Genomic DNA, 12,846 nt, shown 5'->3' on the forward strand with positions numbered 1-12,846 from the left:
GCCATGGTGTGGTTCGTCGGGGTCACACGACGGGTGCGGGCCGGTGGGCGCGCAGGGCGACGGTCAGTGTGTGCGGTCCGTGCCCGCCGAGGTAGACGCGGTTCCCGGTCGTCGCGTCGGTGCCGCCGACCACGGTGTAGTCCTGCCCCGGGTCATAGCGCAGTACGTCGCTCCGGTCCGGTCCGGCGAGCGGTTCACCCGCCTCGACGGCGACCTCGACCCGGATCTCGTCGTCGCCGACACGGTAGGACAGCGGCTCGGTCGTCAGGCACCAGCTTCCGTCGCCGAGCGGTATGGCGCCCTGCGGCTCGCCGCCCGGCCGGAAGGTCAGTTCGAGGGCCCAGGGCACCGGTGGGCCGCTGATGTCGATCCGTAGGTCCGCCCCGTCCTCCCGCAGGTCGACCTCGACTCGGGTCGTGTGGGAGACCTCGTCCTGAGGGCGCTCGGGGAAGGCCATCGCCGCGGAGAAGCGGCCCTCGTCCACCAGGCGGTAGGCACCGTCGTCGCGCCTCCGGTCCTTCGGGAGCGGCTGGTAGTAGGCGGTTGTGAGGGTTCCGGTGAGCCGGTACCGGTTGTCGGCGAGCTGTTCCATGTCGGCGGCGCGGAAGGGGCCCAGGTCGAAGAACCCTCGCGAGAGGCGGACCGCGTCGAGGACGGCGGCACCGGCGAACAGGCGCACGAAGGTGGGGTTGCAGGCGAGGCCCGAGCGGATGCGCCGATGCTCGGGCACGTCGGAGCCGCCGTACACCACGGTGTGCGCGGTGGCCGAGGCGTGTGCGGCGAGGCGTGCGGTGGGGAGGTACCGGTCGCGCGGGAGCTTCTCCGCGTCCGGGGCCGGCAGGGCGCGGCACAGATCCGGGGTGAGGAGGGTCTGGGCGAGCAGGTCGGGGTCGTCGATGCCGTCGGCGGCCGCCAGGCGGGCCGCGCGGGCGAAGTCGCCCCGGCCGGTGCGGATCGCGAGCAGCCGGTAGTGCGGCAGGTAGGGCCACAGCGGGAACGAAAGCTTCTGGTCCTGGCGGCGCGAGTGGACGGTCTCCACCGTGCCGTCCGGCCTGATCAGGTCCAGTGTCGCGGTGAGGTTGCGTCGGACGGCGTCCAGCAGATCGGTACGCCCGAGCACCTCGGCCAGCAACAGCAGCGCCGGGTTGGTCACGATGGACGCGTAGACGGCGCTGCGTTCCGAGTACAGGCCCTCCGCGTCGATGTCGACGCCCTCGGAGAGCCACTCCTCGACACGGTCGAGCAGCCGGTCGTCCGGGAACGACCGGTGCAGCCGGGCCAGCGCCGCGCACAGTTCCCAGCGGTGGTTCGGGGTGTGCACCCCACCGGTCAGGAGACTCCCCGTGGCGGCATGGGCGATCTCGGCGAGCGCCGCCGTGACGTCGTGCAGTTCCGGTCCCGCGCCGGCGGCGAGGACGTACGCGTCACACACGTCGTTGACGGTGAACGCGGAGTCCGGCGGTGACTGCACGTTGTCGCCGCCGGCGAAGAGGCCGGTGGTGGTCTGCGTGGCCCGCAGCGCCCGGACGTGGGTCGTCGCGGCGGCGACGGCCCGACTGCTGCCGTGCAGGGCCGAGTCCGGCGAACGGTACGCCGCGACCAGGGTCTTCACCCTCCGCGCCAGACCACGGTGCGGCACACCGGCGGGTTCCACGTCCGGGCCGGCCGCCGGCGGGGCGGCCGACCGGTCGGCGGCGCCGGCCACCGCGCGGACGAACTCGTGGTCGAGCGGGGTGGACAAGGTCAGTCCTTCAGTCCGGCGTTGATGTCGGCGCCCATGACGTAGCGCTGGAAGACCAGGAAGACGAGGATCAGCGGGATCATGGAGATGACCGACGCGCCCAGCAGTACCGACCAGTTGATGTTCTGCGCTCCGACGATGCTCTGGATGCCGATCTGCACGGTGAACTTGTCGGGGTCGTTGAGCATCAGCAGCGGCCAGATGTAGTCGTTCCAGCGCCACTGGAAGGACAGGATCGCGAGGGTCAGCATGATGGGCCGGGAGAGCGGCACCATGATCCGCAGGAAGATCGACAGTTCCTTGGCGCCGTCGATGCGCGCGGCTTCCACGAGTTCGTCGGGAACTGTCAGGAAGAACTGGCGGAACATGAAGCATCCGGTCGCGGTGAGCACGGCCGGGAGGATGATGCCGGCGAACGAGTTGTAGAGGCCGAGGTTGCGGACCACCAGGAACTCGGGGGCGAGCATGACCTCGGACGGCAGCATCGTGGTGGCCAGGATGCAGATGAAGAACGCCTTGAGCCATCGGTTGTCGTACTTGGCCAGCGCGTAGCCGGTGCAGCAGCTGACGCCCACCGTGAGGATCGTCGTGACCACGCACACGAGGGCCGTGTTGATGAAGTACTGGGAGAAGTTGGCGCTGTCCCACGCTGCCTTGAAACCCGACAGGGTGGGGTTGTGCGGAATGAGCGTCAGCGGATACGAGAACAGGTCGCTTGACGGCTTGAAGGAGCTGAGGACGAACCACAGCACCGGAAACCCGTACAGGCACGCCAGGATCCACAGCAGTGTCGTCGGGGCGATCGCCCGCCGGAGCCCGCCGGTGGCCGCCGGGCGGGACGGCTTCTTGGCGCGGGGCGGTTCGGCATCGGCGTCGAGCGGGCGCGGCATGTCTGTGGTTGTCATCGGTTCTCCACCCGTCGGTTGACGACCAGCTGGATGATCGCGACGGCCATCAGGATGAGCATGAGCACGAACGACGCGGCGCTCGCGTAGCCGATCTGGCCCCGCTTGAAGCCGGTCTCGTAGATGTACTGGACGAGCAGGTTGTTCGACGTGCCGGGTCCGCCGTTGTTGAGGGCGACGAACACCGGGTATTCCTTCATCGCGTTGATCGTGTTGAGAAGGATGACGATGAACGAGGTGGGCGCGATGCTCGGCAGCGTGATGCTGAAGAACTGGCGCCAGGGGCCGGCGCCGTCGAGCGAGGCCGCCTCGTAGTAGGACACCGGTACGTTCTTGATCGCCGCGATGAACAGCAGCATGGAGAAGCCCGTCCAGGCCCAGGACGCCGCCATCACGACCACTATCAGCGACAGGTCCGCGTTCGACTGCCACGGAACGGCGCTGCCACCGAACTTCTCGATGACGTAGTTGACCAGTCCGAAGTTCTCACCGAACATCCACCGCCACAGGACACCCACCACGATGGGCGACAGCAGCCACGGGATGAAGAAGAGGACGCGGGCGACCGACGCGCCCTTGGCGTGCTTGCTCACCAACAGGTTGGCGGTGAGCAGCGACACCGCGAAGTTCAGCGGCACGAAGAGCACCGCGTACAGCAGCGTCCGCGTCAGCGCGTCGTAGAAGGTGGAGTCCCCGATCAGGTTGTGGTAGTTGTCCAGCCCGATGAACTGGTACGCCCCCACACCTGTGTAGTTCGTGAACGAGTAGATGAGCCCGATCACCGCAGGCCAGACGAAGAACAGCGCGAAGAGCACGACATTGGCCGCGATGAGGACGAGCGGCGCAAGGGTGTACTTACTGCGTCTCCTGGGCGGGCGCGTGGACACGTCCGAGGCGCGTTTTGTCATCTTCCTGTCTCCGTGCTGGTCGAATCGATTACCGGGGGCTCACGCGAGCCCCGCATTGCGTGGGCGCCGGGGCCGGGCGGCGTCGTCTGGGCACCGCCACCCGGCCCACCGGCCTACGATCAGCCGCCGACCTGCTGGTTGTAGCCGGCCACGATGTTCTCCAGGGCCTTGTCGGCCGACTGCTGGCCGTTGATCGCCTTGCCGAGCTCCGTCTTGGTCGGGTCCTCGGTGAGGCTCTTGCCCTTCAGCACCCAGTTGGTCTGCGCGCCGCTGAAGTAGCCGGAGATCGGGGCGTAGAGCGGGATCGACTCGTTGTACAGCTTGAACGCCGCCTGTGCCGCCTCCGACTTGAAGGGGTACTTCGGGGTCAGACCGCTCTCGACCGGCAGGAACCCGGACGCCTCGCACAGCGCCTGGTAGTGGGCCGGCTCGTACAGCCAGGACAGGAACTTCGTCGCGGCGGTGGCCGCGTCGCCGTTGTTGTTGAAGCCCACCGTCATGCCGCCGCTGTTGACGTCACTGGCCTGCACCGGCTGGGCGGGGGTCGGGACGCTCGCCCACTCGAACTTCTTGATGCTCTCCGCGAAGGCGGGAACCTGCCACACGCCGGACCAGTAGGCGACGACGTCACCGCTCTGGAACATGGCGGACGGGTCGGCGCCGCTGGTCCACACCGACTTCGGCATGGTCTTGTCGTCGTTCCAGCCGACGAAGGTGTTCACGGCCTTCTTGGTCGCCTCGTCCACCGAGAACTTGCCGGAGTCGTCCGCGTGGACGTACTGGCCGCCCATCTCGTACACCATGGCGCGGAGCCGGGACGGCGACTGGTCGAAGGTCAGGGAGTACTTGGCCTTGGTCTTCTCGCGGACCTCGTTGGCCGCCTTGATGAAGTCGGTCCAGGTCCAGGTCTTGTCGGGCGAGGTCGGGAAGGAGACGCCGGCCTTCTCGAAGAGCGACTTGTTGATGAACATGCCGGACGCGGTGACGTCCGAGGGGATGGACAGCACCTTCCCGGACGAGTCCTTCGCCAGGAAGTTGGCGTTGATGTTGTTGCTCTTCTTGTTGGCGATGGAGCTGAGGTCGAGCAGCTTGCTCGACCAGATCGGGTCCAGCGCCGGCACGGCCGCCACGTCGGGCAGGGAGTTCGCCTGCGCGGCGTTGTGCAGTTTCGTCGTGTAGCCGTCGTACGGGAGGTTGACGAGCTTGACGTCGACGCCCGTCTCCTTCTTGTACTGCGCCACCATCTTCTTCCAGCCCGCGTCCTGACCCGGAACCGTGGAGATCCAGAACGTCAGGGCCTTGGAGCTGCCGCCCGAGTCGCCGCCCCCGCCACAGGCGGAGAGCAGCAGGGCGCCTGCCGTGGCAGCGGCGGCGAGGGGAGCCACGCGGCGCATGCCGCCACGGCCGAGTCGGCGAGAGCGCCGTACACCCACAGTGGTCATCTTCGATCCCTTGTTTCGTCGTAGGAGACGGAGCACGGCGCCGACTGAGGCGGCACGGGTGCATTTTGCAGGAAAGGTCACTTTCGGGGGGCGCGGCCTCGCCCGGCCGCGTCGTCCACGCGGGGCGGGATCCCCGGCCGTCCTGGCCGTCACCGCACGGGCACGCCCTCGTGCGGTTGCCGTACGTCGAGTACGGGCGGGAGGCTCACCCCAAGTCGGCGTCCCGGCCGACTTAGAAAGCGCTTGTCCGGACATTGGCAGACCGAGTCCGAACCCGTCAATCCTTCGCCCGCGCCGCCTGGGTCACGGTTTGGACTCCTCTGGCGACCGCGAGCCGGGCGGCGCCCACGACGGTGCCGAGATCACCGATCTGACTGCTGACCACTTCGGTGGGCCAGCTCAGCCGCTCCAGCTCGGCCCGCACACCGGGCAGGAGCTGCGGGAACGCTCCGGTGCTGCCGCTCAGGACGAGCAGCCCTGGGTCGAGTACGGCGGTCACGGCGGCGGCCAGCCGGCCCACGTCCACGGCGTGCCGTTCAACGATCGCGCGGGCGGGGGCGCTGCCATGCCCGGCCAGCGCGAACAGCCGTTCGGCGGTACGAGGACATGAAACGTCGGATTCCGGCCAGACCTCGGCGGCCCGGCGCAGCAGGGAGCGGGCGCCGATGTACTCCTCCAGGGCCTCACGGCGGGGCTCCAGGGCGTCGTCCCAGGGGTAGGGCAGCCGGGCGAGCTCTCCGGCCGCCCCGTTGGCACCGGCGAGCACCTGGCCCCCCACGACGATGCCCAGACCGATACCGACACCGATCCGCAGATAGCCGAAGGTGTGCCGGCCACGCGCCGCGCCCTCGTGCAGCTCGGCGAGCGCGGCGCAGTTGACGTTGTTCTCCAGGTGGACGGGCACCCCGGGCGGCAGCGCCACGGCCACCGCGTCGAAGACGGGCCCCGCCTTGGCGGTCGCCGGACGCGCGGTGCCCTCCTCGGCGCGTGCGGTGACGTCACCGACGGCCACCACGATGGTGCGCAGCGGCGCGTCGGCGGGGAGCGCGCACAGCGCTTCGCGCACCACGTCGGCGGCCTGGTCGCGGGAGCCGGTGGCCTCGGCGAGCAGGGTGCCGTCCAGGGCGCAGCCGCGCACCCGGGTCAGGGCGGGACCGAGGTCGACGGCGAGTACGGAGCCGGCCGCAGGGCCGAGTCCGTACACGGCGGCGGAGCGGCCCGTGCCGCCGGAGGCGATGCCGGAGTGGGCGGCGAGCCGGGCGCTCTCCAGCTCGGCCACGGCTGAGGACACGGTCGGCTTCGACAGGCCCGCCAGAGTCGCGAGTTGCGGCCGGGTGGCCGTGCCCGCCCCGGCCAGCACGGCGAACACCGCGCTCGCGCTCTCGGTCAGGCGGGGGGCCTTCGCCACTTCGTGTTCCACAGTTCTCCCCCAGGTCGAGGGCCGCGCTCCCCCGGTAGCTCGATGTCGTGGGGATGCGGCGACGGGATGCCTTGGTATCGCGGTTTCCCGCCTCGTTCCGGCCCGTCGGGCCGCCATCTCGGTCGAGTGCGCGATACCTCTTGACACGCACTGTACTTCGTTAGTTAACTTCCTAACGAATGTCACGGTACTCGCCTGCCGTGTCCGCCCAGAGGCCCGTCCCGGGGCTTCCCTAAGCTCTTCCGCACAGCTTCCGTACGGCAGGTTTTCCCTGCTCCCGGCACGGTTCGCCCACCGTCGCAGCCACAGCGCAACGACGAAAGAGGATCCGTGCAGGACTCCCCCTTCCCGCGCCCGCTCGTCGTGGGCATCGACGTGGGCGGCACCAAGACGCATCTGCGCGCCTACGCCGGGGACGATCTGATCGCCGATCACGTCCGCCCCAGCAGCGGCTGGCAGCCGCACGACCCCGTGGCCGCCGCCGGCTGGCTGGCCGAACTGGTCACCGGCGCCCTGCCCACGGGCGCGCGCCCGTCCGCCGTCGCCGTGGGCGCACACGCCTGCGAGACACCCCGCCAGTGCGCCCAGATCCGCAGCGCCCTGCGTCCCCACTTCGACGCGCCCGCGTCCGTCGTCGGCGACGCCGAACTGCTCGTGCCCGCCGCCGGTCTGGACCGGGGCGCCGGCCTGGTCGCCGGCACCGGTTCCGTCGCGGTGGGCCGCCGCGAGGACGGCACCCTCGTGCAGGTCGGCGGCTGGGGCGCGCTCCTCGGCGACGAGGGCGGCTCCGCCGGTCTGGTCCGCGAGGCCGTCCGCGCGGTGTGGGCGGCGCACGACCGGGGCGAGGAACCCGACGAACTCGCCGAGGGCCTCCTCGCCGCGTTCGGGGTGCCCGACGTGCCCGCGCTCGGTGGGGCACTGGAGGCCGCCACTTCTCCCTCGGCCGGCTGGGGCCGGCACGCGCCGGTCGTGTTCGCCGCCGCCGAGGCGGGCTCGTCACTCGCCGGTACGGTCGTCACCGACGGGGGCCGGTCACTCGCCGCGCTCGTCGCCCGACTCGCCGCGCGCGGTGTCCCGGTCGACGACGTCGTCATCGCGGGCGGTACTGTGCTCGCTCAACCAGCCCTGCACGAGGCGCTGTTGGCGTCACTTGCCCAACTCGTTCCCGGCGCCCGGCTACAGCCGTTGAGGGTGCCGCCGGTCGAAGGGGCCGTGGAGCTGGCTCGTTCACTCGTATGACAGTTCGCGGCCGTCTCGCGGTCGCCGAACCATGGGCATCGGTACATGCCCTGGCCGTAGATCTTCGCTCGTACGACCCACCCCGTGTGCTTCCTCCTCCGGAAACACACAACACGCAGGCCTCGTACACCCCATGTGCCCCATGCGTACCTGGGACACCGCCGTCCGCACGTCGTCACCCGGCCGCAGGGCCGAAGAACTCAAGAGAGGCATCGCATGCCGTCAGCAGCCGGGCACCGCGCCACCCCGTCGGCCCGTGGCCGTGAACTCGCCGTCGACAGACGCGGGTTCCTTCGTACCTCCCTCGGCGCGTCGGCGGGCTTGCTCGCCGCGCCGACCGCCGTCAGCTGGCTGGCCGCGGCCGACGCGAAGGCCGCCACCGCGCCTCTCGCGTTCGTCGACGACTACAGCACGAACATCGTCGCCAACGCGACGGCCGAGACCAACGCGGTGATCCGCGCGCTCGGCGGCTTCGCCAAGGTGTGGAAGACCGGCGCCGCGTGGAACACGGGCACGCCGCTGCGGCCCGAGATCCTGCGCGCCAACATGCGCTACTCCATCCGCCTCACCCACGGGCGCACGGAGGAGCAGGCGAGGGAGGCGTTCGTCTACGACCGTCAGCACCAGAGCTACGCCATCATCGGCGGGCTCGGCCCGCTGGCCGACCTGTACCGCTCGGGCGCCAAGGCGGTCACCTCGATCACGTCCGCCCCCCACGGCGTTCCGGCCGCCAAGATCAACGACGCCGTCCCCGCCGACGCCCCCGCGGGGTCCGCGCTGGGCGCCGGCTCGTACGACTCGGACCTCGGCCAGGTGGCCAAGCTCGTCGACACCGTGCGCGGCGACTTCACCTCCAGCAACCCCGCCAAGTTCAGCTTCCAGTACCCGCGGCCGTGGCGGATGAACGAGAACAGCGAGGTCGTCGACACCGGAACGACCGACGGGCTCGGGTTCCCGGTCTACGACTCCGATGTCGTCGTCGTGACGCAGCTGCTGCGGCAGCGCAGCGACGTCCCGGCCGAGGACGGCGGTTTCCCCAGCGGCCACACCAACGCCTTCCACCTGGCGGCCCTGGCGTACGCGTACGCGGTCCCGGAGCGTTTCCAGGAGATCGTGACCCGTGCCTTCGAGCTGAGCCACACCCGGATCATGTCCGGCATGCACTCCACCGTCGACGTCATCGGCGGGCGGATCATGGCCACGGCGCTGGCCGCCGCCGTGCTGTACAAGCCGGAGAACACCGCGCTCAAGGCCGCCGCCCGCAAGCAGGCCGCCGAGTACTTCCAGGCCAAGACGGGCACGACGGCCGACACGCTGTTCGCCTACGCGCACTCCGACGCCCACGACAAGTACGCCGACCGGGCCGCGAATCTCGCCCTGGTCACGCCCAAGCTGACGTACGTCCTTCCCCGGCAGGGCCGCTCGACGCCGCTGACCGTCCCGAAGGGCGCCGAGGTGCTGCTGGAGACGCGCCTCCCCTACCTGAGCGCGGACCAGCGCCGGGCGGTGCTGCGCACGACCGCTCTGCCCTCCGGTTACGTCATGCTCGACGGCTTCGAGCAGTGGGGGCGGCTCAACCTGGCCGCCGCGGCGGACGGATACGGCTCCTTCGAGTCCGACGTGACGGTCAAGCTCGACACGGCGGCGCACGGCTTCGGCGCGGCCGACGCCTGGCGCAACGACATCGACGGCCGGGGCGGGCTGACCAAGACGGGCACCGGCACGCTGACGCTGACCGGGCAGAACAGCTACACGGGCGGGACGGACCTCAAGGCCGGAGTGCTGGTCTCGGCCTCGTCCCACGCGCTGGGCCACGGCGATGTCCGGGTACAGGGCGGGACGCTGCGGGTGACCGAGCCGGTGCAGCTGCACGGCGCGTACACCCAGCAGTCGGCGACGCTGGCGGTCACGCTGCGCAAGGACCGTCACAAGGAGGTCGTGACGGTGGGCCGGCGCGTACTCCTGGAGAAGGGCAGCGTTCTGTCGCTGACCCTCGACGCCAAGAACCCGCCTGCCGTGGGCAGCGTCGTTCCCGTCATCGGCGCCGCGGCACTCAGGGGCCACTTCGACCGTGTCGTGGTGAACTCGGACAAGATCCGTGCCGTACCCGTCTATACGGCAAAGGGTCTGTCGGTACGGCTTCTGAAGCGGTAGCGCACGCCGCGGGGCGGGAGCCGGTGCGAGAGTGGGGCCATGGCCCGGCTCCGGATCACTCCCGCCACCGCGCGGTCGGCGTCGCCGCGGGGCGGACGATGACGCGCGATCGGCACACGGCTCTCGACCCCCGGCCTTCCCCCGACGCGGGAAGGCCGGCCGGCTCCGGGGCTCCGGAGGTGCTCCCCGGTGCCGCTGTCGCCGCGTCGGCGGCCCCGACCGGACGGGCGCGGCCCCTCGCCCGGCTGAGACGTCACCGGCGCCTGCTGGTCCCGCTCGCCGTCGCCGTCCTGCTCCTCCAGATGGCCGTGGCGATGGTCACCACGGCGGTCGAGCAGACACCCACCATCGACGAGCCCGTGTACGTCGGCACGGCGGCCGTCTACCTCCACGAGCACAGCCTGCGCCTCAACCCCGAACACCCGCCGCTGGGCAAGCTGCTCATCGCCGCCGGGGTGGCCGCGGCAGACCCGCACTTCGACCGGGGCTACGCCGGCGACCAGAGCGGCGTGGGCCGCCATCTGCTCTACGAGTCCGGCAACGACCCCTGGCGGCTGATGCTGTGGGCGCGGCTGCCGGTGATCGCGCTGACGCTGCTCTTCGGGCTGGTGGTGTTCACCTTCGGCCGTGAACTCGCCGGTGCGGCGGGCGGGTTGGTGGCGCTCACCCTGTACACGTTCTCGCCGGACGTCGTCGCGCACGGCTCGCTGGCCACCCTCGACGTACCGGCGGCCGGGTTCGTGCTGACGTCGGTGTGGCTGCTGTGGCGAGCGCGGCGCCGGCCGCGCCTGTATCTCCCGCTCGCCGGAGCGGCTCTCGGGGCGGCCGTGGCCACGAAGATGAACACCCTCGCCGCCGTCCCCGTGCTGCTCCTGCTGGCCGGCCTGTCGGTGTGGCGCACCCGGCGCGCAGCGGTCCCGCGAGCGCGGCTGAAGCTGCTCGCGCGGGCCGGCGCGGGCGCGGCCGTGACGGCCCTGGTCGCGGTGGCCGTCGTATGGGCGTCGTATCTCGCCGTCGATCCCCTGCTGCACTGGGCTCCGGTCTCCGGCGAGGTCCCGGCCGTGCCCGGGTTGCGGGGGCGACTGGCCGGTCTGCTGCCCTTCCCCGAGGCCTACCGCGACGGGTTGCGCATGCAGTTCGGTCTGGAGAACGCGCGGTGGGAGGGCTTCCTCTTCGGGCGGCACTACGAGGGTTCCCTCTGGTACTACCTGCCGGCCGCGCTGCTGGTGAAGACACCGCTCGGCATGCTGGCACTGTGGGCGGCGGGTACGGCGGCGTTTTTGACAGTACGTCAACTACGGCCTGTCGCACCCTACTTGCTGCTTCCCACGGCCGTGTTGCTGGCCGCGGCCATGGACGGGCAGCGGAACTTCGGGGTGCGGTACGCCATCTTCGTGCCGATGTTCGGGGCGGTGGCGGCGGTCGGTGCGCTCGCGCTGCGGCGGCGATGGGTGCCCCTCGCGGCGGCCGGGCTGCTGGCGTTCGTGGCGGTCAGTTCGCTGCGGACGTTCCCCTTCTATCTGCCGTACGCCAACGAGGCGTTCGGGGGAACGGCGAAGACGCACGAGTGGCTGCACGACTCCAACGTCGACTGGGGTCAGGACCTTGGGCGGCTCGCGGACCGGCTGCGGGGCCGGTACGCGGGTCAGCGGGTCTGGCTGGTCTACAAGGGCAGCGGGGTGCCGGCCTTCTACGGGATCCACGCGTCCGATCCGCGCCGGCAGCCCGAACGGAAGGTGCGCGGGCTGCTGGTGGTGTCCGACTCGTCGGTCGCCAAGGCGCGGGGGCCACTGGCGCGGCTGATCCACAGCAGCCACGAGGTCGACGAGGTCGGCCACTCGATCACGATCTTCCACCGGTGAACGGTGAGCTATGTTGAGTCGCTGTGGGAGACGAACGAGGCACATCGGTGCCATCGCCGCAGCAGGCACGCGCCCAGGCATCCGCGATCACCTCGGGGAAGACGGCCCCCGAGGTGGAAGCGGCCCCGACCTCCCGGCTGCGGGACCTGTTCGACGGGCCCCGGCTCTCTCCCGGGCAGCGGCGCATCGCGCAGTATCTGATCGAACACATCACCGAGGCCGCGTTCCTGTCGATCACCGATCTGGCGGACCGGGTCGGCGTGAGCCAGCCGTCCGTGACCCGGTTCGCGGCGGCCGTCGGCTTCAGCGGTTATCCCGCGCTGCGCGAGAGGCTCCAGGCCATCGCGCTCAGCACCCTCGCGAGCGTGCCGGGCACCGCGGAGGAGAACCGGAGCAACGAGCTCCAGGCCGCCGTGGACGCCGAGATCGCGAACCTGGAGAACCTGCGGCGGGACTTCGCCGACCCCGACCGGGTGATCGAGGTCGGCCGGAACCTGTCCCGCTCGACTCCGCTCACCGTGCTCGGCCTGCGCATCTCCGGGTCGCTGGCGGAGTACTTCGCCTACGCCGCCCGCCGTATCCACCCCGACGTCCGACTGGTGACCCGGGGCGGCAGTGTCGCCTACGACGCGCTCCTGCAGTCGCGGGGTGCCGGGGGCACCTGGGTACTGGCCTTCTCGATGCCCCGGCACGCACAGGAGACGCTCACCGCGGTGCAGGTCGCGCGGCGGGCCGGGCTGCGGGTGGCCCTGATCACCGACCTGGCCCTCGGCCCGCTGGCCGACGAGGCCGACATCGCCTTCGCCACCGGCACCGGGTCCCGACTGGTGTTCGACTCGTATGCCGGGCCCGCGGTGCTCTCGGCCGCACTGCTCCAGGCCATGACGGACGCCGATCCGGAGCGGACCCAGGGGCGCCTGGAGGAGTACGAACAGAGCGCCGACCAGCATCAGTTCTTCCTCCGGGACTGAACCGGCCGACTGTGCCCTCGTCCGGGCGTATGGGTGTTCATCCCGTTTTGTGCATGAATTTTTTCATACTTCTTGCAAACCGGACGGCATATATAAATACTGCTCACGGATCGTGTCCCGGTGGGACTCCGAAACACGTTCCATGCCCTGCACACCCGCTGCCGCCGTCTCCTACCCGCGTCGGCGCCGCGGGTGTCCGGACGG

General features: G+C 70.6%; 9 protein-coding genes. 4 read left to right on the forward strand and 5 right to left on the reverse strand.

What is annotated here, in order from left to right:
• Positions 1–22: 22 nt before the first annotated feature.
• The 5 genes from QA861_RS03040 to QA861_RS03060 form a co-directional block, all read right to left on the reverse strand.
• Positions 23–1,741: a hypothetical protein gene (locus tag QA861_RS03040; protein ID WP_334586621.1), complete on the reverse strand. Its 1,719-nt coding sequence runs from the start codon at positions 1,739–1,741 to the stop codon at positions 23–25.
• Positions 1,742–1,743: 2 nt separating this feature from the next.
• Complete coding sequence (locus tag QA861_RS03045) at positions 1,744–2,646, reverse strand: carbohydrate ABC transporter permease (protein WP_334586622.1); 903 nt, start codon at positions 2,644–2,646, stop codon at positions 1,744–1,746.
• On the reverse strand, positions 2,643–3,554 hold the full coding sequence (locus tag QA861_RS03050) for a carbohydrate ABC transporter permease (protein ID WP_334586623.1): 912 nt from the start codon (positions 3,552–3,554) through the stop codon (positions 2,643–2,645). Before QA861_RS03050 ends, QA861_RS03045 begins: the two co-directional genes overlap by 4 nt.
• Positions 3,555–3,673: 119 nt before the next feature.
• Positions 3,674–4,996 carry an extracellular solute-binding protein gene (locus QA861_RS03055; protein WP_334586624.1) on the reverse strand — a complete coding sequence of 441 codons (1,323 nt, stop codon included), beginning with the start codon at positions 4,994–4,996 and terminating at the stop codon, positions 3,674–3,676.
• 277 nt (positions 4,997–5,273) lie between these two features.
• A complete protein-coding gene (locus QA861_RS03060) occupies positions 5,274–6,416 on the reverse strand; it encodes an ROK family transcriptional regulator (RefSeq protein ID WP_443041434.1) in 1,143 nt (380 codons plus the stop codon).
• Between the two features lie 330 nt (positions 6,417–6,746).
• Here QA861_RS03060 and QA861_RS03065 point away from each other — a divergent pair, with 330 nt between their 5' ends.
• From QA861_RS03065 to QA861_RS03080, 4 genes are all read left to right on the forward strand, one after another.
• Positions 6,747–7,655, forward strand: coding sequence for an N-acetylglucosamine kinase (locus QA861_RS03065; protein ID WP_334586626.1), 909 nt, complete (start codon positions 6,747–6,749; stop codon positions 7,653–7,655).
• A gap of 216 nt (positions 7,656–7,871) precedes the next feature.
• Positions 7,872–9,809: a phosphatase PAP2 family protein gene (locus QA861_RS03070; protein ID WP_334586627.1), complete on the forward strand. Its 1,938-nt coding sequence runs from the start codon at positions 7,872–7,874 to the stop codon at positions 9,807–9,809.
• Positions 9,810–9,907: 98 nt separating this feature from the next.
• Positions 9,908–11,671, forward strand: a complete 1,764-nt coding sequence (locus QA861_RS03075) for an ArnT family glycosyltransferase (protein ID WP_334586628.1) — start codon at positions 9,908–9,910, stop codon at positions 11,669–11,671.
• A gap of 47 nt (positions 11,672–11,718) precedes the next feature.
• A complete protein-coding gene (locus tag QA861_RS03080; RefSeq protein WP_334586629.1) occupies positions 11,719–12,642 on the forward strand; it encodes a MurR/RpiR family transcriptional regulator in 924 nt (307 codons plus the stop codon).
• Positions 12,643–12,846 lie beyond the last annotated feature (204 nt).

It is taken from the genome of Streptomyces sp. B21-083 (assembly GCF_036898825.1).
GTDB lineage: Bacteria > Actinomycetota > Actinomycetes > Streptomycetales > Streptomycetaceae > Streptomyces.

Bases quoted from the DNA above. Each gene is read 5' to 3' on its own strand.
- QA861_RS03055 (WP_334586624.1), bottom strand. From the start codon at position 4,996: ATGACCACTGTGGGTGTACGGCGCTCTCGCCGACTCGGCCGTGGCGGC.
- QA861_RS03050 (WP_334586623.1), bottom strand. From the start codon at position 3,554: ATGACAAAACGCGCCTCGGACGTGTCCACGCGCCCGCCCAGGAGACGC.
- QA861_RS03045 (WP_334586622.1), bottom strand. From the start codon at position 2,646: ATGACAACCACAGACATGCCGCGCCCGCTCGACGCCGATGCCGAACCG.
- QA861_RS03075 (WP_334586628.1), top strand. From the start codon at position 9,908: ATGACGCGCGATCGGCACACGGCTCTCGACCCCCGGCCTTCCCCCGAC.
- QA861_RS03070 (WP_334586627.1), top strand. From the start codon at position 7,872: ATGCCGTCAGCAGCCGGGCACCGCGCCACCCCGTCGGCCCGTGGCCGT.